Origin of the sequence: Peptoclostridium acidaminophilum DSM 3953, assembly GCF_000597865.1 — a bacterium.
GTDB classification, from domain to species: domain Bacteria; phylum Bacillota; class Clostridia; order Peptostreptococcales; family Peptostreptococcaceae; genus Peptoclostridium_A; species Peptoclostridium_A acidaminophilum.
In genome coordinates this window covers 501,545-522,337 of record NZ_CP007452.1, presented here as the reverse complement: position 1 = coordinate 522,337, position 20,793 = coordinate 501,545, and the positions used below count along the sequence as shown (strand labels likewise).

Below are 20,793 nucleotides of genomic sequence, written 5' to 3'. Positions count from 1 at the left end.
ATATCAAGGATTACTGGGCATAAGCTGTGCTAAAATCGGCGAGAAAGCTTCGCGATTTAAAGCGTCAATTTTGTTAAATTCGAAATCAGAAATAAAGCCTTCTTGAAGCAAATTTTTTAGAAGCTTTGTCGATCGCCAATAATCAATCTCGTTTAGAAGTTGCTCGTCGGTTAACTTCACATGTGGAGAAAACGGAATCACCTCTTCCGTACCGGTGGCCAGCCTCATTGAATTTAAGCTGATTTCTTCTTTATGCTGTTCGTTCAATTGATTCACTCCCTTTCTGAAGGCTTTTATTGGAGCCTTCATAGGTAGCTCATGAGATCAGCAAATTCGCAGGGTCAAAATAAAAAGTCCCACGAAAACAAACAAAAGCTGTTCTCGTGGGATAAGGCAAGCAGATATTTAATTGTATTTGATATAACCATCAAACCCAGCAGCTTTTAGTTCTTTCAGCATATTCTCAGCATTAGTCTTTAAGGAAAAAGCGCCGACCTGAACTCGATAATATTTTTGCGGTTCTGTTTCTGTAGGTTTCATGACAACGGTCAAACTCGCCTTAACAGCTGCACGAAAGTTGTCCATGCTTTTGCCATGCTTAGCAAACCAAATCTTGGGGTCACCATGATTGGAAGCAATACCTTTTTGATGGCCTTCATAGTGTCCGATGATATCCTTTTCTGTCAAACCATGGAGTTTGCAAAGATACACGCAGAGTTCCACAGCCTCAGTATAAACCTTATTAAAATAGAAAGCATCGGTCAAACCGTCCTCGCAGATTTCAAAGCCTATATGTGTGTCGTTTGCCGAGCCTCCGGCGTGCCAGCCCCGATGATTCCAAGGAAGAGTCTGGTAAGTGGCAATCTTGCCATCTGCCAGCTTTCCAATGAAAGCGTGAACGCAAACCTGCTGGCCGTCTGGTTTATCCTGGTTCCAGTGGTTGTCATACTGGTTCTTGCCGAGCAATCCGTCATCCGGCCCAACGTAGCGTTTTAGATTGGGGTTATTAGCTCCGGTTGAGTGCACCATGATGCCTTTTGGTGTGATGGTTTTGCCTGCTTTGTAGCAGGCGTTGTTGGTCAGAATAAGTTTATGCAAATTCATTTGGCGTCCTCCTTATCCAGCTGCTCTAAGACTGTTTTTAGTTTTTCGGGAATAGGGAGCCCAATTTTAGCCGTATTCTCTATGATGCTGATTCCTTCGTTCGATAAATAAAAGAAGATGACAGCGGTACGAATAGCACTGCCTGTTTGGATTAGCTGCGAATCGATAATGTGGCCTACCGCCACCAGTGAAAAAATTAGCACCTTCTTGAAGATGCCCCTAAAGCCCACTTCGCTTGAAAGGCGTTTTTCTATGATTGCCACCATAATTCCCGTCAGGTAGTCGATAACGACAAACGCTACCAAAGCATAAAGAAATCCGTCCCAGCCTCCCAGGAAATACCCAATATAACCGCCTACCGCGGCAATGACAATCTGAATCGTGTTAACAATGTCTTTCATAGGCCAATTCCTCCTTACTTAAAATGAAAAAGAGCCCGTAGGCTCAAAGGAATTAAATTATTTGATTATACCTCTATTAGGATTCCAAAAGCATATGGCGATGTTCCAATTGAAACTTCCCAAGTCGCTCCATTTGCAGGGATTCCTGCAAGTCGCAGATATCCATTGACTCCTGTTAGGATAGTATCCTTGGCATACGTACTTGAGCATGCTCCAAGGGTTGTCCCACTTTGCAAAACAGCTGCTAATGCATAGAAATGTCCTGCCTTTAATGTCACAGGGGAGGACAGCTTAGCAATATAATTCTTTTTGCCGGTCATCGTAATATTGGATGATTCCGCTACGGCACCGCCGAGCTGAATATTTGCTGAGGATAACTCATAAATAGCAAGTTTTATGTCTTTCCCTATATCATCAATCAAAGCCGAAATTCCTTTAACAGTGATATCTGCCTCAGGCGCTAAATATACACCTTTTGTCATTTGGGTAGTGGTTGTTTTGCTTGGATTTCCTGTCCAGAATTGAAACCACTGACTACTTGCTATTGTAGCGCTTGCCGCAATCGTAAAGGTCTTATTTGCATCATCCTGAGCAATAGAAATGTTGTTTCCGGCTGCGAGAGTAATCATTCCAGTCATTTCATTTGATCCAGCCTTTTTAATACCAGCTACCCTCGCTATTCCTGTATGCAAGTCCGCCGCATGCCTTGCTTCGTTGTAATATTGAGGGTGGTCATCGGAGTTCAGCCCAAGCAGCATGGAGTGGGTGTGGTTATGGCTGATCCCCGCCGGGCTTTCGGTAGCCGGTGTGGAAAGCGCGCTGTTTTGGGTGAACATGGACATCCTCTCGACCAACTGGTTCATGCGGATCTCATGCTCCAGCATGATATTGTTCAGTTCAAGGGTGTAGTTCAAAGCCCCTGCTTCATCTTCCTCGCAGGTGATCCCCTTGACCCTGACCTTTCCGTCGAAGCCTTCGGTGTCGCTTCCTTCCGGAGAAATGTACCAGCCAATCCAATCTCCCATCATAAAGGTTTCAAAGGGCTTTAGCTTATTTCCCTCTGAGTCCGTAAACTTAATAACAGTACCCTGAATGCCCCAGCTCACCTGCGCCGCATTTCTTAGGAATAATTGTCCATAGTCCTGGAGTTTTGCCCAGTCGTTTGGGATGTTCCTTGCCTGAAGATATCCTTCACGCCTACCCCAGTCCATCTGGCTTGTAGGGTGCGCTGTTTCAATCAGACTGCCATTTTCACCCTCAACAAGAAGCGCATTCGTCATATTTGCGCTGTCGCTTTGGTTCTGGTGCTTGATAATCGCTTGACCGGGCCTGTATTTCACTGTGTCGTACTTATCTGTGCCCTTAACCTTGTACAGCTTTAGATGCAAGGTTGGAGTCATCTCAATATCGAACAATCCCATCCCTTCGCTGAGCTTTGCTGCAACCTGCGACAGGGGAGTTCCTGCATGAAATGTAAGGGTTGTTTTATCCTCAAAAGGGTTGCCCAGTGTATCTGCATCTGTAGTCCAGTCAATTGATACTCCTGCCAAACACCCTCTTTGCTGGGCTTCCAGCAAAAGTTGTCTTAAAATCGCGCCGCCATGCGCATCCGTAAATGTTCTTTCCAGAGTGGCAGGGTGGGGCATACCTTCTGGATATACCACTGCCCGATCAAGAAGGGAGAGAACCCCTCTTCCGCTTACCTCGATCATCTGCTGCTCGCTGTCATCCACATAGGAAGGCCTTCTTGCTTCAATTATCCACTTGAATATATCAATTCCATCCAGCCTGCAAAGAATGAAGTTCTGGTCAGACACATAGTTCCTGCTGCCGCCCTTGTCATCATACCTGCTGATGGAAAACTTGCCGCTGCCGGGATTATTCAGCAGAACCTGAAATGATTTATTCTTCGCCCCATCGAGCTGGCAAAGTATACTGTTCGGATTGTTTTTGTCGCAGACAAAAAGTTCAATGCCTATGTCATCGGCAGGCTCTGCATCATAAACCTCCATACCTATCACATTGCTGTATCTCACACCTGGCGGATCTGGTACTGTAAGGGCAACCTTGACCGCTCCACTTTCGGCTTCCTGCGGGATTTGAAATACGATCTTATCCCAGCTCCAGGAAATAACGTTACACAGCTGATTCCCCAGGTATACAAATCCCCCATAGCCCCTTACCGATCTATCTGCGTTCAACGGATCAACTTCAGCCTTGGCCCCAAAACCATTACCATAAATCGTTACAACCGTTCCTTCAGATGCCCTGGTAGTGGATAGCCTTTCGATAAAAGGGAACGGAGGGTCACTGGTTATGTTTTCATAATCATAAAGCGCCCTTTGGTCTGTCCAGATATTCGCCTTTGCCACGTTTTCATAGAAAGCCTCTGTCCTCTTCTTAGTCCAGAGATTCAGCTTTGCCACGTTCTCGTAAACAGCCAGAATTCTCTTGTTCAACCAGACATCAAGCTTGGCGACATTCTCATAAAACGAAAACGCCCTTTTCAGCACTTGGCTTACTGTGAGCGTTTGGATCTGAGAAACCTTAGTCCCGCTCGCATTGGTTGCGGTTACCCGCCAATACCATGTCCCGTTTGATAACATCGCAACCATGCGGCAGGTGGTGTTGTGGGCAACATTTGAAAAAGTGCTAGTTTTCTTATTTAAGCTGTCAAAAGTGTTGACTGTATCAATCTCGAAGATAACTGATGATGCAACCAGCTGGTTAATATTATCACTATAGGTTGCATCAAAAGCGCTCATTGTCACTGACAAGCTTGCCTGATTGGCAGGGCTGACGAGATTTATGCTTGGAAGGCCCATCTACTCACCCCCGTTACGTCCAGCTGCCAACCGTAACAATTGCCCTAGCTGCCTTCGGTCCTAGCGCCAAAAGCGGCGGCCCGAGCAGGTTTCGTACAAATATTGTGCTGGATAGCGAACCAGGCCCTATTGACGAAATATCAAGAACACTCTGCCACGGTCCGTCCTGGCTGAATGAAATCGTAAAGTCTGCATGGTTGAGCTGGATGTTTACATTGTTTGCAATCCTAGAACTGCTTGTATTTTTGATTTTAAAACTTTGTATTTCCGTAGTTCCTTCCGGTTGGTCTCCAAAGTCTATAAGCGAAGTCAGCTCGACTCCGGATGCATCAGTTAGAGCAACATCATCCTGTTGCTCACCAGCTGCTTTTCTCCCATAAAGATGGATGCCACATAGGTACACGTCTTCAAACTGTGGAGAAGATTCACGGAATCCTATCCGGATAGCCTTGACCGGTCCAGAAAAGGAAAGGGTGAATATCTTGTTTCTCCAATGGTCCATGTCTGTGTTGGCTGCCGGTATTGTATAAACGCCTGTTTCCCAGGTACCATCCACTCCATTTGTTGTATCGGCCGATCCCTGTATCGTATGATTGACAAAGGAGCCTCCTGTTGTTGAGCCCCAATGAAATGCGACTTTATTGACCTCCCTAAGTTCGGGAAAGAAAAACCAGAATGCTGCGCCCAGCCTATAATCGCCTACCTTCCAGGATTGAGAGCGGTTTTCTTTGTTTAAATTGCCCTTGGCAGTACTGTCAAGCCAAGACGCCATGCCGTTTCCAATAATTTGCTCAATGGAGCCAATATCAGACATGCTCCTAAAACCTACTTCTGTTCCATCTATATCATATGGCATCCTGTGTTCCGCAACTTCTGCGTACATCGTTTCCACCTCCTAAAAAAATGCCGGGTAATATTCCAGCTTGATGCTACCGCCCGACACTCCGTTTATTAATCTCAATTGATTGTATCCCGCTTCAAGCACAAGCCAGTATGCATCGCCCCCATGCCTGATGGCGGAGAGCATGTTGGTGCTGCCCTTTGTACACTTGAAATCACCTGTGTTTATGACCACGCTTTCTCCCGATCCGATGCTTCCCTGGTACTGAAGCCACACATTGCTGTCCAGGCACTCAAACTTTGGGGATTCCATCGGCCCGGTCAGGATTATGATTGCATCTGTAACCGGGGCATTCCCCGGATTATTGTGGCTCCATTCCTGGGTTGTCGAAGTTATGTTCTGTGTTTCAATAGCCGTTTGGGAAGCATAGAAGAAGGGATCTGAAAGCAGGAACTCCACTGCGAACTTGGCGTATCCAGCCTGGGTCTTTCCAAAGCTGACAGGCCTATAAACTTCGGCTATTGCCTCTCTTTCAGTCCCGTCCGGAAGGACTCTTTTCAGCACAAACTGGCCGCGTTTGCCGAACACGCCGCTCAAGTAGTCGATGTTGTCATACAAGGCTTCATTTTCGCTTTTGCCGCTCGGCAGTTTTCCTGTCAAAGGGTCAAGCCCTCTAACCCACATTGGTAGCATAACGATTCTTTCATCATAGCGCTTCTTAATCCAGCGCTTGCCGTTTTGGAACGGCACTTGTAGGTTGCTGCCTCTAAGTCCCGGTGTGCCTATTCCTTCTGGAACATCTATCACGGACCATGCCTTGGTGTTTAGACTAACGCCATTAAACTGCCATGTTTGCCCTTTCAAATCTTGCTTCACCTCCCTTTAACCCAAGCCATAGGATTGTCTGAGAAGAACTCTCCGAGTGCTGTCAGAGGCTGCTTCCGACTTCGGATTATTTATTGTAATGTCATAGTTGTTTGTCACATTGCCGCTCTGAATTCCTGTCCCAGCTGTCTTGGCTTGAGTTCCTACCCCAATTTTCTGAAGCGCCTTAGCCATAATCTCGTCAAGCTTTTCTACGGGAACAACCGCCTCAGTACCGGCTTCACCAATACCGATAACACTTGGGCTTGAGAAAATTCCGCCAGTCGAGTACCAGTTGACTGAAAGCTTCGGCACTTGTGGCGGGCTTAGGCTGAATTTGCCTGTAAGCGCGAAGTGGGGCAGCTTGATCTGCGGAATCTTGATTTCAGGGATCTTAAGATTCCTAAAGAATCCTACGATAGCGTCAATCGTGGCCTTAACTGTGTTTCTGGCTGCATTGATCGGAGTTTCAATTGCGGTCTTGATCCCCTGCCATATGCTTAAGGTCACTGATTTTACTGCATTCCATGCCCCTGTGATGGTATTCTTCACAATTCCGGTTTCTACCGAGATGATTCCTTTTATAAGGTTCAGCACCCCGCTAATAACGCTCTGGATTCCGTTCCACAAATTCTGAGTCAGATTCTTTATGCCTTCCCAAACGCCTTGCCAATCGCCCTTGATAAGGCTGGTCACGATCTGAATAATGTTTTTTATCGCATTCAGTGTAGTCGCTACTACCGATGCTATAACATTGAAGGCCACCGAAATGACAGCGATGATATCTGCTCCATATTTCTGCCAGATGGCTCCTGCGACTTGTACGAAAGCTTGAATCAAGGTCTTTATCGCCTCGAACACGCCGGCCATAATCGCCTTGATCTGATTCCATACCGTAATAACACTGTTTCTAAAGTTTTCATTATTCTTAAAAAGCAGTACGAAAATGGCAATAAATGCTGCCACCGCAGCAATTGCAATGCCAACAGGCCCGGTTATCGCCGCAATTGCAGCGCCTACTGCACCTGATGCCCCTCCTGCTGCTGCCATTGCACCGGATATGGCTCCAAAGGCAGATGACATGGTACCAACTACCGACACAACTTTTCCGATAACCATGACAACCGGTCCAACAGTAGCTGCTACAAGAGCGATTTTTACAATCAGTTCCTGCTGTTCCTTGGAAAGTCCCTGGAATCTGTCCATCAAAGGCTTTATGACAGCAATCAGCTTCTCGAGTATCGGAATCAAGATCTGTCCAAATTGAATCCCTATCTGCTGGGCCTGCTCCTTCATAATCCTTAGTTTGTTGGTTGGAGAATCCATGGTTCTGGCAAGGTCTCCCTGGGCATTCTTCGTTGCCTCCATAATGGCGCCGTAACGAGCCTGGACTTTTTGAGCCTCGGTCAGTTCTTGCCCCTGCTTGGCAATGCCATGGGTATATGCATAGGTTTTGATAGTCGTATCGTTGACCAGAATACCCAGTGCCTTGAGCGGTTCAGCTTCTCCTGAGATACCCGACTTTAATTTCTCGAAGGCTTCTTCCGGCTTTAGGTTATAGAAGGATGCCATGTCATAGGATAACCGAGTCAGCCCTTCGGACATTTTCAAGGACTCATCTGTTGCAAGTCCCATAGAGGTGAGCATGGCATTATAGGTGGCCATATTGTTTCTGACATTATAGGCATTAAGTCCAAGAGCCTTGGAGGTTTCTTCAGACCATTTTCTTGCATCATCAGCCACACCGCCCATTGCAACTTCGAAAAGGTTCTCAGATTCCACTGCATCCATAGCCATCTTGGTAGCCGCAGTCCCTATTCCGACTAAGGGAAGTGTCACCGCTGTAGACAGTTTCTTTCCGACAGAGGATATCTTGTCACCCACTGCCTTCATTTTCTGTCCGGCTTTATCCATGCTTTCGGAGAGCTTATGCCAGGCTGAACTCTTAAGTTTCAGTTCCTCCGTTGTTGCTTTAAGCTCCTGCTGCATTTTGCTAAGCTCTGCGTTTGCATAGTTCAGCTTAATCTTCAGGTTCTCGGTGGCCTTGGCATCAGCGCCTTTTTTCTCGACACTCTCCTGATAGCTTCTTGCCAGTGCTGCTACCTTTTCCTTCTGTAGCTCCATCTGTCGGTTCAAGCTGTCAGCCTTCAGCTTCAGTCCCTCAGTCGACTTTCCATAGTCTACAAGCTTTGAACTTGCCGCCGCGAATTCACTCTGCACTACCTTCAAGCTTCTTTGGATCTTGCTGACACCTTCCTGAAAACCGCTGTCATCAAGTCCAACTCTGGCCACTACTGTGTTATTGCCGTTTGCCATTCATCTCACCTCCCCTAAAACAGAATGTTGTCAATTGTTGCAAAGTCAGACTGGTCCTCGATCCCATTGACTGTCTTGTACACCTTAAACAATGCCTGCAGCTTTTTCGGGGTACTGCGCCAGAACTGCTCCTCACTCATTTGTAGAAGGTTCGTTCCTAAATAGAAAAGCCACTCCCAGTCCCATGTTCCAGAACTTAAGTGGCTTTCGTTTCCCCCAGGTTTTCCTCCACCTCCGGCATTGCTTTAGTAAGCGCTTCGTTGATGGCTGTTCCGAGTCTTTCCAAATCATTCAAGCCCAACTGCTCGCCTATAGCTTTTAAAGAAACACTTTCGTCCTCTGCTTTTACTGCTGCATAGATAAGTGCTCTGACTGCCTTTAGCTTCATATTCTGCAAATCATCAAAGGCGGTATTTAAATCTCCGTAAACCTCCTCCAATTCGCAGAAGGTGTTCATATTAAGCTTCAATTCGTATTCTTTATCTCCAAGTTTAAATTTAATGCCCTTGTGTTTCAGCTCAGCTGCCTTCACGTATCATCACTCCTTCTTACGGCGCAGGTACTGGTTCTGCCGGTACTGCTGTAAACCAGCCTGAAATAATGGTTGGATCAATACCTACTTCATCTTCATCAGCGATAAATCTAAAGTTACCATCATAATCCCTGGAAAAGAACGTCCCCTTGAGCTTTGCACTCTTTGGCTGCGGCTTTTCCGCTTCGGTGTCGTACTCGTCTGTTGCCAGTTCGAACTTGCCTTTGAGCAGCCACACATAGCGATACTTTCCATTATGCTTCTTGGACTTGAAGCCAAGTGCCAGTATCGGCGCAATATCTTCCTTGCTTTCAATGAGAACGCCCTTGACCACCTTCGCTCCCTGCAAGGTAGCCCTGCTTGTAAGCGACAGCTGGTTGAGCTCAATCTCCACATCAACGCTGTCGAAAGCTGCGATTACATCCTCCACAGTATCGTCTGAATAAATGTTTTCTGAGTTCACTTTTGGCGAGAGCTTTGCACTGACCGCCCTCTCAAGTTTTGTAGGCGTTGCATAGGTTGCACCAGTTTCGTCATCGTCTGTCAATAAAGCAATGTGGATGTCCCTTAATCCGATTTGTCTTGCCATATGTTAAACCTCCTTTGATTCTAAAAAGTAAAATTTGAGCCCCTTATGATAGAGGCCAGTATCCGGTTCATAAAAATCCGCTTCATCCAGTCTTTTTAAGCCCGCTGAAATAAGCAGAGTTTTTACATTGCCGCCCAATGTGGTGTAGTCTGTTTTTGACCAGATATCCACTTGAAGATAATGCCCGGTGAAGGCTTCCTCATCTTCCTCAAATTCTTCACCAGTTTGAAGATATTCATGAAAGGTAATGTAGGTTGATTCTTGGCCGGAGTACTTTTGAAATCCTACTGGAACGCCAAGGGGCTTCAATGTATCGATGACCAGTTTATTAATCAAGCTTACCAAGCCCCCTTTCCATTTCCTCTTTGATTACCTCATTGATTTTTTTCTTGTTCTCCAATACCGAGTTTTCAGCCCAATGCTGTGCAGGAATCTTCGAGGTTCCCCATTCAGTAAATTTTGAATAGTAGAACTCTGAATTATCTCCCTTGTTTGGTCCAATCTTAATAAAGTCAACGCCGTTCTCGCTTTCAATCTCAGACACCTTGATGTTGTCTGCCAGGTGTCTTTTCGTAAGCTCAGATCTCGGTGCTTTCTCTTCCATGCTGCTTTTAACCATGGCTCCGGCTTTATCTAACGCCTTCTTTTTAATCTCTGTCCCTTTGTTACCGAGCTTGTTAACCTTGTCTATCAGCTCCTGCATACCTTCCAAAGTAATCTTAGCCATCTGTCACCACCTCCATGGCTTGAATCTCGATATATCGCTTCTTATATTTGATGTTGTCAATGGAGGTAATGTTGTAGGCTTTCCCTTGAAACAGAATTTTCATAGTCTGATCAATTCCAGCAATGTATCGAATGGTAAATTTCACTGTATTTTCTGCCTGGACAGCTTTAGCAGCAAAGTATTCTTTACCATGAAGCTTTTTCACTGATGCACATACAGTTTTGAAATCCTGAGAGATTTCACTTTCAAAACCGTTTTCATTGATCGTTGGTGTTATCCTTTGGATAGTGATGCGATGTCTCATTTCACCAATACTCACACACACCACCCCTCTCTACAAGAAAACTCATATTTACACCTTCCAATCCCGATCAAGCCTTAAAAGAAGATTGACCGTATTCCACACCTGCTGTCCGGCCTGCACATTGTCGGCAAAAAAGCCGCCTGTGCTGCCGTCCCTTGATTCATAAAAATGGGACGACAGCATAATTACGGCTTGTTCAGTTGTTGGCGGCATCGGGTTATCAGCGTAGAAGTTTTCAGTCAAGTGCTGATAGCTCTCGGCATACCTGACAGCGGCGGTGATGTACAGCTGCAGGAGTCCATCGTCCGCCGAGTGCTCAAGGATGAGGTTAGCCTTGACCTTTTCAAGCAGTGTCATACCGTCACCATCCTTTCCTTATTCCTAACTGTCTGCCGCCATAAGCCCAGCAGCTTTTAGCTTTGCAAGCAGCGCATTGAAATCAACAACAAGTCCAGCAATGGTTGTAGCGGTTGAGTCTGACTGGTTTGCAGCCGGTGTAAACTGAGATGGAATCCCCGTTACCAAGGCTCCCTCTTTGATTTCAAGTGTGCCGCCAATGACGGTTTTTTCACCGCCTTGTTCGGTGTAGTTCTTTGCGTTATAGCTCATAGTGCACCTCCGTTATGCCTTCTGCTGGAGCACTTTGATTGCCTCCGGCAGAATCAGTTTTCCGTCGACACGCTGGGTAGCGACAAAGCCTACCTGACCGGTTGCGGCATAAAGCTCATTTAGTCGCTTGAATACACGTCCCTGACGGTCGGCTACCCAATAGTAGCTGAAATCCCCGAATACTATGGTCTTAGCGGTTGCAGCTATGGCGGGCACATATGCCGAAGTGTACAACGGTCGGTTCAGGATGGTGTCAGGGGTTCCGGCCTGCAAAGAAGGCTGCCAGATGTACTGCCCTTGTCCGTCCTTCAGCTTCCGGATCGCTTTGACAGTGGCATCGTTCATGACGAACACAGCCTTATTGCGGTAGGGTGCTTTCAGCGAGTAGAACAAATCAAGCACCTCATCAATGGTGATCGCTGTTGCACTCGCCGTAGTCACACCAAGTTGTGCACCACCAGTAGCCGCAAGGATACCGCTAGGTTTACCTGAACCGTTACCTGTAAAGAATGCTTCCTCTTCTTTGTTTCCGATGCGTCTGGCAAACTCTTTTGAAATGTAGGTTTCGAGGTTGAATACGCTGTCGTTCAGCAACTCCTCGGAAACCTTGATCATGGTCCCAAGCTTATACGCACTGATGGATACCTGCCCGAAGCTGTCATCACTTTCGGGGATTGCGCCCTCTTCATCAATCCAAGAGGCTGTACCCTTAGACGCCACAACCGGAATTTTACGGTCGCCAGAAGAGGTTGTGATGACATTGGCCAGTCTACGGAAAATGTTCTCGTCCTCGAGAGCTTCCACAAGGGTGCGTTCAAACTCATCCGGGACAAGATATCCGCCCTCGGTATCAGTACCGATCTGCAGTGCGTTTCTAACGATGGGGTCAAGGCCCTCACCGGCACGTGTACGCATAGCATTCCAGAATGCTTTTCGGTATTCATCGGATGCTCTGCCAGTCTTGGTATCCATGCCCTGAACAGCCGGTTTGCCCGTAAGGGGTGCGTTTAAGGGCTTAGAAAGCTCGCGATCAAGGGCCTCCTGCTTTTCAAGGCGGTCGATTTCCTTCCCGAGAGCGACCACGTCAGCTTCCATTTTTTCGTAAGTTGCGGTATCTTCAGGGGAAACCAGCCCGTCCGCACCGCGCTTGGTATCGAGGAAAGCCTTGGCCGCTTCCCATGCTTTCGCGCGCTTCTCACGCAGTTCAAGAATTTTGTTCATAGTATTTTTCCTCCTAAAAATTAGTGTTGAATTAAAGAAAGCCGCTTTAGAAGCCAATCCACAGGAGTGGCTTTAGCAACATCAACGGGTATACCTGTTTTCTGCTTGGGTATTTTAGGCTTTACCTTGTCCAGTAATGAGTTTGTGACAGCCTTGCGGCTGAAAGCATAAGTAATGTCATCAGTCTGTATCCGTTTCTTTTCGTCTTCCAGAATGCCGTCTGCGAAACCAAGCTCGATGGCTTTGTTTGCATTGAGCCATGTTTCCGCATCCATAAGGTGGGAAAGTTTTGTTCTCGACTGACCTGTTTTGATCTCGTAGGCATTGATGATGCTTTCCTTGACCTCCGAAAGCATAGCAATGGCTTTCTGCATTTCCTCGCTGTCTCCAATCGCTACGGTCAGCGGATTGTGAATCATCATAAGTGCTGTCGGAGCCATTAATACGGTTGTTCCTGCCATTGCAATTACAGAAGCGGCCGATGCGGCGATGCCGTCGATCTTGACGGTGACCTTGCCTTTGTAATCCATGAGCATGGAATATATCTGGCTTGCTGCCACACAGTCACCGCCGGGAGAGTTGAGCCAAATAACAATGTCACCCTCGCCGGCGGTAAGCTCCGCTTTGAATGCCTTTGGGGTGACATCATCATCAAACCACGACTCTTCGGCAATAACGCCGTCAAGGTAAAGTGTTCGGACGCCGGGGTCTTCATCCCGCGCCCAGTTCCAGAATTTCTTCATTCTGTTTCCTCCGTTTCTTGTATATTTGCGAACGCTCCTGCGTCCTGCAACTTAGTCATCGCTCCATTGATGAGATAGAGATCACCGCCAAGCTCCGCCGGGATTCGGTCGAGGTTTTCAAGTTCCCGAATATCATTAGCGCTCATCCAACCGTTCTGACGTGCTGTGGCATAGCCGTTCATGCGGCTTACATAGTCACCGCGAAGCAGTCCGTCCACGTTGAACTTAATGAACACCTTCAGCTTTTCACTTTCCATAAGCAGGGCGCGGCACATGGACTGCTCCCAGCGCACCACCCACGGATCAAGCGTGTACTTTACGAACTCCAGTGACTGTTGTTCGATGTTTGAGAAGCTGCTCTTTTCGAGATCTGCAAGCATATGTGGTGGAACTCTAAATATGCGGGCAATCTCGTTAATCTGAAACTTCCGAGTTTCCAGAAACTGCGCTTGTTCGGGTGAGATACCTATAGTCTGATATTTCATGCCTTCCTCAAGTACAGCTACCCTGTGCGCATTTCCACTTCCTTGGTAGGCAGCATTCCACGATTCCTTAATCTTCTGCGGGTCCTTGATGGTACCCGGGTGCTCCAGCACGCCGCCAGGTGCGGCCCCGTTGGCGAAGAACTTTGCACCGTATTCCTCGGTGGCAATAGCAAGTCCCACAGCATTTTTTGCCATTGCAATAGGTGAGTAGCCGACCAGCCCGTCAAAACCCAGGCCAGGGATATGCAGTACATCGGGCGGAGCAAGGTAGACATGACTGTCCTTTCCAAGGGAGGGATTATCCTCTGAGCTTCGCTGATACAAATAAAAAAGCCGACCTGCTGAATCGCGATCGACCGTCATTTTGTTTGGCATCAGTGGATAAAGTGCAACGACCTCGCCTCGTGCATTCCGGATAATCTGTGCGTATGCATTTCCCCACAACAAAAGATGACTCATCAGCGTTTCTCGAAATGCAAAAGAAGTCATCTCAGGGTTTGGTTCATCATGGAGTAGCTTATACAATGGGTGAGCGAGGTGTTTCTCTTTTCCGCCTAAATCGTTGTAGCGGTACACATGGAGCGGTAGCCCAGCCAGCGTCTCGGATAGTATTCTTACGCAGGAGTAAACCGCTGTCATCTGCATAGCTGTATGCTCGTTGACAGGTTTTCCCGCAGTAGTGCTTCCGAAAAAGAAGCTGTAGCGGCTGCCGCCAAGAACGTCCTTAGGCTTGTCGCGTGCCTTAAATATTCCCTGTAGTATTCCCATAGACATCACTCTCCTTAATTAAAATACAAGCAAGCCGCGCTGGTCATAAACCGAAGCGCTCGTATCATTACCACAACGTATTGCTCGATCCAGAGCCATGATGGTCGCAACCGCACCATCGATACGCTCCGTCGATTTTTCCTTATCGGGCTTGATATTGCCTGCAGGGTCTGTTCGAATAAAAATGTTGTCCATCATCCACCGAAGTACTGGATGCCCGCCATGTGCGATTTTCTGCTCCAGTGTCAGCTTCATTAGTTCCTTCGTTGGAGGCGACATATCCTTGAAGCCTTGCCCAAAGGGAACGACAGTGAATCCCATACCTTCAAGGTTTTGCACCATCTGAACAGCACCCCAGCGATCAAAGGCAATTTCACGTATGTTATACTCTAAACCTAGACGCTCAATGCAGGCCTCAATAAAGCCATAGTGAACGACATTGCCTTCGGTGGTTTGAAGAAAACCTTGTTTCTCCCACAAATCATAATTCACGTGATCACGCCGGACGCGCAATTCGAGGTTTTCTTCTGGTATCCAAAAGTATGGCAGGATAATGTATTTGTCATCCTCATCAATCGGGGGGAACACCAGCACAAAAGCGCTGATATCCGTTGAAGAGGAAAGATCGAGGCCACCATAACAAACACGTCCCTTGAGGCTACTTTGATCAACAGCAAAGGCGCATTTGTCCCATTTATCCATAGGCATCCAGCGCACAGCCTGCTTTACCCATTGATTAAGGCGAAGCTGCCTGAAGCTGTTTTCTTCTGCTGGGTTTTGCTTTGCACTTTCACAAGCCGCTTTCACTTTATCTATACCGATTGTAATTCCAAGAGAGGGATTTGCTTTTTTCCATACTTTTGGATCCGTCCAGTCATCTGTCTCTTCGATACCGTAAATCACCGGATAAAAGGTCGGATCCGTCTTACGTCCAGAAAGAATATCCTGTGCCTTTTGATGCACCTCGTAGCAGATAGAATTCGTATTGTCTCCCGCTGTGGTAATCAGAAAATACAGTGGTTGCATCCGAGCATCTCCGCTGCCCTTGGTCATAACATCAAATAGCTTTCTGTTGGGCTGCGTGTGCAGCTCATCAAAAATGACGCCATGTGTATTGAAACCATGCTTATTCGCTACGTCGGCTGAAAGCACCTGATAAGTACTCTCAGTTGGTGTAAATATTAGCGTCTTTGTAGATTCAAGTATTTTCACGCGCTTACTTAACGCCGGTGATTTACGCACCATTGCCACAGCTACCTCAAATACTATCTTCGCTTGATTTTTATCAGAAGCACAGCTGTATACCTTGGCACGCTGCTCGCCATCACCACAGGTCAACAGTAAGGCGACTGCTGCAGCAAGCTCGGACTTTCCATTCTTCTTTGGTATTTCAATAAAGGCTGTGTTGAACTGTCGATACCCGTTCGGTTTGAGAACACCAAACACATCACGGATAATCCGTTCTTGCCAATCTATAAGTTCAAAAGGCTGGCCATCCCATATACCGCTGGTATGACGCAGTGCTTGAATAAATGCGACTGCATAGTCGGCGGCGGCTTTACTGTAAACTGAATCCTTCGCCATAAAACGAGTTGGAGTGTATTTCTTTAGTTTTCTTATTGTCACCGCCTCCTTCCACAAAAATAGACATGAAAAAAGGAACCCTCAGTGGAGCTCCTTTGTGTGTGCCGGTTTGCCCGGATAATTATTCGTCTTTGCCGGTCAGAATAAACCTTGCGTAGCAAGGCAATTCGGCTACATAAAGTGCATAAATACACAGTTATTACGTCTTGGAATTGTGTAGTTTATAGTGCTCTATTCTTCAATTTTTCGGATCTCATCAATGCCAAAAACTACGCCTAAGGAACTGCCACTATCCCAATTCACAAATACAGTTCCGGTATCGTCAATAAAAGAAACGGTACCACTATCGCCGGGCTGCAGCTTGCTATATGGGTCGTCCATGCGCACAAGCATGACGCGGGTGCCCGGCTTATAGTAATCACGAAGCTGCTTCAGCATTCCAGGATGGATTTGCTTCATTCGGACACCTCCTTATCCTTTGCGCCGGACTTAAATGCCGAACTGCCACTTAAGTTCTTTAGCAGCACTTTGCGCGTTTTCTTATACTCTTCACCGATAAAGCCCAAACGAAGCAGAAAGCATCGAAAAGCATATTTTTCATTTTCCACTGTCTTTGTTGTTGTGTTGACTCGTTGGAGTGTTTTGGCCATCAATACCAAATGCCCAACAAAACGTGCATAGGCGCTGAGTTCTTCTGGAGCAGGTAAGCACTTAAACCATGGAAAGCCGATCTTGTCTTCTGTAACCGTAATCTCAAGAGCATCAGCCCCCAGCGCCTTTTTGATCAGCTCTGCTTTGCCTTCGACAATTTGCTTGAGGTTCTCGATTGCCAAATCGCTGATGCCTTCTCGAGGCAGCTCGATGACAAAGCTATCCGGAACAACACATTCAAAACCGCGCTCCAGCAAACCGTCCAGGATTCTATCCACGTCTTCTTGGCTGGCATCTTCTTTAAAAAGAACGGTCCCTTGTTTATCGACGCTGATGTCTCCAAGCTCATAAGAAAAGGAGGGCGCGCCAAGATATTTAGGTTTTACCTCCAACAGCTCGCCAAGAGCCTGAATCAGAGCCTTTCGCTCCTCACTGGTAACGTTATAATTGATTTCCATATTCGTACCACCTTTCATTTTTGGTAGGTACATATATCGCTCGAAAGCTGTGATATAGCAAGACTTATTTGACTGTATTCTGCGCTTTTTCATAGCTCATTTTTTCGCCGCCACGCAAGAGGGTAACCTCTGCATCCGTGCCTTTAAACTCCAGATACCGCTTTACAATCACATCGACGTATTTTTCGTCAAGCTCGATCGTGTGACAAATCCGTTCTGTCTGCTCACAGGCAATGAGCGTGCTACCACTGCCGCCGAAGGGGTCCAGCACAATGCTATTGGATACGCTGCTGTTAACGATCGGATAAGCAACCAAAGCTACCGGTTTCATAGTCGGATGAAATTTACTCTTTGACGGCCGGTCGAAATTCCAGGTGGTGCGCTGCTTTCGATCTGCATACCACTGATGTCCTGCTGTCGGTTTCCAGCCCATAAGCACCGGTTCGTGGTTATACTGATAAACGCAGCGGCCAAGCACCGGCACATTCTTTATCCAGATACAGGTCTGATGGCAGAAAAAACCCGCCTCGGTAAAGGCGGTTCGAAAGTTGACGGTTTCCCGATCTGCGTGGAATACATAAATACTTCCACCGTCTACAAGCTTCTCATACATACAGCGAAAAGCTGACAGTAAAAATGCGTGGAACTTGGCGCTGTCCATGTTGTCGTTCTGGATGGTACCGGCAGTACCTTCATAAGCCACGTTATATGGCGGATCAGTCACTACAAGGTTGGCCTGTTGGTCGTCCATCAGGGCTGTATATGTGTCGGGCTTTGTGCTATCTCCGCAGATGAGCTTGTGTCTTCCCAGCAGCCAGATATCTCCTTGGCGGGAAATCGGCGTTTCCGGTAAAGGCTCATCAAAACTGTCTTCTTTGACGCCTGCAATTACGCTATCCCGAAACAGTGAATCCATCTCCGCAGCATCAAAACCGGTCAGCGATACATCAAAGCCGCTGGCATTGATATCTTTTAACAGCTCGGTCAAAAGGGGAATGTCCCAGTCACCGGAAACCTTGTTCAGCGCAACATTGAGCGCCTTTTCATCTGCCAAGTCCATGTCTACGACAACACAGTCAATTTCCGTATGTCCTAAATCAAGCAAGACTTTGTAACGTTGGTGACCTCCGATTATATTGCCCGTCCTTTGATTCCAAAGAATCGGCTCGACATACCCGAAGGTCTGAATGGATCGTTTGAGCTTTTCGTATTCAGAATCCCCAGGCTTTAAATCCTTTCTCGGATTATACTTTGCTGCTTTAAGCTGCCCGGCTGGAATGCGCTTTATAACCATTGTGTTTTCCATGCTATACCTCCAGTTTTAAGGCAGTTTCACCCGTAAAGGTTTCCCACCGCTTGACGATTAAATCGCAGTACACCGGAGAGATCTCCATCGCATAACAGCGGCGTTCGGTTTGCTCGCAGGCAATGAGGGTTGTACCACAGCCGCCGAAGGGTTCCAATACAATCCCGCCTCTGTCCGAGTGCATCTTAATGCACCGCCAAGGCAGCTCCACCGGAAACATGGCAGGATGTTCTTTGTTGGCGCGTACCGTAGCAATCTCCCAGATACCGGCATAGCCCCACTTTTTTCGTTCCTCTTTGGTAAGTCGCTTTACAAATTTATAACTGTGTCCGGCAAAGGCAGATACCCAAGCATATTCCTGATCGTTGTATTCCTCTGTCTCTTGTCCGGCAAAGGCTGTCACATATTCGTACTGCTGCACCGGCTTATTGGTCACCAGATGATAGGGAGCATTGCCGAAGTTCATGCCTTGCTTTTTCCAAATGCGAATCCAAATTGGACGAAAACCATTGTCATTGAACATTCCGATGCTGTACATTTCCGTTGGCTCAATGAACTGCGTTCCTGTCGCAAATAAATCACCAATGTTCCAACAGATAATGTCCGAGTGCTTACAGATGTTCTTGATTGCAGGTCGCATGGTGTCAAACCAAGGCTCGATACCCGCTTTCTCATATTCCTTGCCCACACCATAGGGAGGTGAGGTCACAGCACATGCTGCATGAGCCCCGTCCATCAGACGGGAAAAGTCCTGCTCGCTGGTGCTATCGCCACAAAGCAAGCGATGATTACCCAATAGCCAAATGTCTCCGGGTTTCGTTCGGGTTTCACCGACGGCTTCGATGGCATCTTTTTCTTTATCGACATCGAAGTCGTCTTGTACCGCTTCTTTTGAGTAAAACTTGTTTAAGAGCACATCTACCTCGTCGGCATCAAAGCCGGTGATTGATACATCAAAGCTGGTTGCATCAAACTCTGCCATAATCGCGGCCAGCTTTGTCTCATCCCAGTCACCTTGAATTTTATTCAAAGCCAGGTTCAGCGCTTTTTCACGTGTATCATCCAGCTCGACTACCACGCAGTCAATTTCCGTCTGACCGAGATCAGATAATACTTTAAGCCTTTGATGGCCGCCGACCACATTGCCGGTCTGCTTATTCCAGATCACAGGCTCCACATAACCAAACTCGGAAATGGAACGCTTTAGCTTTTCGTACTCTTTATCTCCGGGCTTTAGATCCTTTCGGGGATTATATGTAGCCGGATTCAGCTTCGCTACTGGTATTTTTTCAATCAACAAGCGCTGTCACCGCCTCTCTATAATCCTTGTATTGATTGACATCCTCCCACGAGCCCTGCCATTTTCCAAAATGACCATAGGTCGCGGTATCCGCATAAATGGTGTTTCGAAGGTTTAGCTTTTCAATCATTGCTGCCGGTCTTAAATTAAATACCTTGAGTGCGGCTTCGCGTAAAACGGCATCGGGTACAGTGCCCGTTCCCAGTGTGTCTACTTCAAAGGCAACTGGATCCGCCTTGCCAATGGCATAAGAAATACTGACCACACAACACTTCGCATAATCACTCCAAACGATGTGCTTGGCGATGTAGCGAGCCATATATGCGCCGCTGCGATCAACCTTAGTTGGATCCTTTCCGGAGAATGCTCCGCCACCATGAGGAGCAAGGCCACCATAGGTGTCAACCATGAGCTTCCTTCCGGTAAGCCCTGTGTCTGCTGAAGGCCCGCCCTCCACAAAACGGCCAGAAGGGTTCACAAGGATTTCTGTATCATTATCAAAGGGGAACTTCTCAAAGGCGTTCCATAACACCCAACGAATAATATCCTCTCGCAAATCCTTTGTCGATTTGTCTGCAATATGCTGAGCAGAAACAATAATTGTCTTCACGCGCTTTGCTTCGCCGTTTTCATACTCAATTGTCACCTGAGCTTTTCCGTCCGGCAGCAAGCCTTTGATCAGACCCTCTTTGCGCACCGAGTCTAAGCGGCGTGTAATCCTGTGGGCCAAAACGACCGGTAATGGCAGCATTTCCTGCGTTTCGTTTGTGGCGTAACCGTACACAGTGCCTTGATCCCCGGCACCGATGGATCCATACCAACTGGTATCACCGCTTCGAGCTTCCAGCGCCTTATCTACACCAGTTGCAATATCTGTGCTTTGTTTATGGACAAAGACGAGAATTAAAAATTTGTTTGGATTGTAGCCCACGTCCCGCAGAATCCTTTTCACCACGAAGCGAATATCCACCTTACCGCTGCAGGTGATCTCGCCCGCCACGATAATTTTGCCTTTGGTAGCCATGACCTCACACGCCACTCGAGAGGAGCGGTCTTTACGAAGGCAAGCATCAAGGATACTGTCTGCTATCAAATCGCATAACTTATCCGGATGTCCCATGCAGACACTTTCTGCCGTTAAATATTGTTTCATTTTCATCTCTCC

23 protein-coding genes are annotated in these 20,793 nt (G+C 47.2%); all 23 read right to left on the bottom strand.

Annotation, left to right across the window (positions count from 1 at the left end; all coding sequences use genetic code 11):
* Positions 1-3: 3 nt before the first annotated feature.
* Complete coding sequence (locus tag EAL2_RS02720) at positions 4-309, bottom strand: SHOCT domain-containing protein (RefSeq protein ID WP_242842484.1); 306 nt, start codon at positions 307-309, stop codon at positions 4-6.
* Between the two features lie 96 nt (positions 310-405).
* Complete coding sequence (locus EAL2_RS02715; protein WP_025434888.1) at positions 406-1,104, bottom strand: N-acetylmuramoyl-L-alanine amidase; 699 nt, start codon at positions 1,102-1,104, stop codon at positions 406-408.
* A complete protein-coding gene (locus EAL2_RS02710; RefSeq protein WP_025434887.1) occupies positions 1,101-1,505 on the bottom strand; it encodes a phage holin family protein in 405 nt (134 codons plus the stop codon). Before EAL2_RS02710 ends, EAL2_RS02715 begins: the two co-directional genes overlap by 4 nt.
* 65 nt (positions 1,506-1,570) lie before the next feature.
* Complete coding sequence (locus EAL2_RS02705) at positions 1,571-4,330, bottom strand: IPT/TIG domain-containing protein (RefSeq protein ID WP_025434886.1); 2,760 nt, start codon at positions 4,328-4,330, stop codon at positions 1,571-1,573.
* 13 nt (positions 4,331-4,343) lie between these two features.
* Positions 4,344-5,213 (bottom strand): hypothetical protein, encoded by an 870-nt coding sequence (locus tag EAL2_RS02700; protein ID WP_025434885.1) that lies wholly within the window; start codon positions 5,211-5,213, stop codon positions 4,344-4,346.
* Between the two features lie 12 nt (positions 5,214-5,225).
* A complete protein-coding gene (locus EAL2_RS02695; RefSeq protein WP_025434884.1) occupies positions 5,226-6,035 on the bottom strand; it encodes a phage tail family protein in 810 nt (269 codons plus the stop codon).
* Positions 6,036-6,053: 18 nt separating this feature from the next.
* Positions 6,054-8,351: a phage tail tape measure protein gene (locus tag EAL2_RS02690; RefSeq protein WP_025434883.1), complete on the bottom strand. Its 2,298-nt coding sequence runs from the start codon at positions 8,349-8,351 to the stop codon at positions 6,054-6,056.
* A 196-nt stretch (positions 8,352-8,547) separates the two neighbouring features.
* Positions 8,548-8,883 (bottom strand): hypothetical protein, encoded by a 336-nt coding sequence (locus EAL2_RS02685; protein WP_025434882.1) that lies wholly within the window; start codon positions 8,881-8,883, stop codon positions 8,548-8,550.
* A 16-nt stretch (positions 8,884-8,899) separates the two neighbouring features.
* The gene (locus EAL2_RS02680; protein ID WP_025434881.1) at positions 8,900-9,472 is read right to left on the bottom strand and encodes a major tail protein; all 573 of its coding nucleotides are present in this window, start codon (positions 9,470-9,472) and stop codon (positions 8,900-8,902) included.
* A gap of 3 nt (positions 9,473-9,475) precedes the next feature.
* Positions 9,476-9,808 (bottom strand): hypothetical protein, encoded by a 333-nt coding sequence (locus EAL2_RS02675; protein ID WP_025434880.1) that lies wholly within the window; start codon positions 9,806-9,808, stop codon positions 9,476-9,478.
* The gene (locus EAL2_RS02670; protein WP_025434879.1) at positions 9,801-10,199 is read right to left on the bottom strand and encodes an HK97-gp10 family putative phage morphogenesis protein; all 399 of its coding nucleotides are present in this window, start codon (positions 10,197-10,199) and stop codon (positions 9,801-9,803) included. Before EAL2_RS02670 ends, EAL2_RS02675 begins: the two co-directional genes overlap by 8 nt.
* Complete coding sequence (locus EAL2_RS02665) at positions 10,192-10,518, bottom strand: phage head closure protein (RefSeq protein WP_025434878.1); 327 nt, start codon at positions 10,516-10,518, stop codon at positions 10,192-10,194. The genes EAL2_RS02670 and EAL2_RS02665 overlap by 8 nt, the downstream gene beginning before the upstream one ends.
* 33 nt (positions 10,519-10,551) lie before the next feature.
* Positions 10,552-10,860, bottom strand: a complete 309-nt coding sequence (locus EAL2_RS02660; RefSeq protein ID WP_025434877.1) for a head-tail connector protein — start codon at positions 10,858-10,860, stop codon at positions 10,552-10,554.
* A 24-nt stretch (positions 10,861-10,884) separates the two neighbouring features.
* The gene (locus EAL2_RS02655) at positions 10,885-11,112 is read right to left on the bottom strand and encodes a Head fiber protein (RefSeq protein WP_025434876.1); all 228 of its coding nucleotides are present in this window, start codon (positions 11,110-11,112) and stop codon (positions 10,885-10,887) included.
* 12 nt (positions 11,113-11,124) lie between these two features.
* A complete protein-coding gene (locus tag EAL2_RS02650; protein WP_025434875.1) occupies positions 11,125-12,333 on the bottom strand; it encodes a phage major capsid protein in 1,209 nt (402 codons plus the stop codon).
* Positions 12,334-12,353: 20 nt separating this feature from the next.
* Complete coding sequence (locus EAL2_RS02645) at positions 12,354-13,076, bottom strand: head maturation protease, ClpP-related (RefSeq protein WP_025434874.1); 723 nt, start codon at positions 13,074-13,076, stop codon at positions 12,354-12,356.
* Positions 13,073-14,329 carry a phage portal protein gene (locus tag EAL2_RS02640; RefSeq protein ID WP_025434873.1) on the bottom strand — a complete coding sequence of 419 codons (1,257 nt, stop codon included), beginning with the start codon at positions 14,327-14,329 and terminating at the stop codon, positions 13,073-13,075. Before EAL2_RS02640 ends, EAL2_RS02645 begins: the two co-directional genes overlap by 4 nt.
* Positions 14,330-14,347: 18 nt before the next feature.
* Complete coding sequence (locus EAL2_RS02635; protein ID WP_456299445.1) at positions 14,348-15,955, bottom strand: terminase large subunit; 1,608 nt, start codon at positions 15,953-15,955, stop codon at positions 14,348-14,350.
* A 189-nt stretch (positions 15,956-16,144) separates the two neighbouring features.
* Complete coding sequence (locus EAL2_RS02630) at positions 16,145-16,372, bottom strand: DUF4314 domain-containing protein (RefSeq protein WP_025434871.1); 228 nt, start codon at positions 16,370-16,372, stop codon at positions 16,145-16,147.
* On the bottom strand, positions 16,369-17,022 hold the full coding sequence (locus EAL2_RS02625) for a hypothetical protein (RefSeq protein WP_025434870.1): 654 nt from the start codon (positions 17,020-17,022) through the stop codon (positions 16,369-16,371). Before EAL2_RS02625 ends, EAL2_RS02630 begins: the two co-directional genes overlap by 4 nt.
* Positions 17,023-17,086: 64 nt before the next feature.
* Positions 17,087-18,328: a site-specific DNA-methyltransferase gene (locus EAL2_RS02620; protein ID WP_330375781.1), complete on the bottom strand. Its 1,242-nt coding sequence runs from the start codon at positions 18,326-18,328 to the stop codon at positions 17,087-17,089.
* 1 nt (position 18,329) lies between these two features.
* The gene (locus tag EAL2_RS02615) at positions 18,330-19,625 is read right to left on the bottom strand and encodes a site-specific DNA-methyltransferase (RefSeq protein WP_242842483.1); all 1,296 of its coding nucleotides are present in this window, start codon (positions 19,623-19,625) and stop codon (positions 18,330-18,332) included.
* Positions 19,618-20,781, bottom strand: a complete 1,164-nt coding sequence (gene metK / locus EAL2_RS02610) for a methionine adenosyltransferase (protein WP_025434867.1) — start codon at positions 20,779-20,781, stop codon at positions 19,618-19,620. Before metK ends, EAL2_RS02615 begins: the two co-directional genes overlap by 8 nt.
* Positions 20,782-20,793 lie beyond the last annotated feature (12 nt).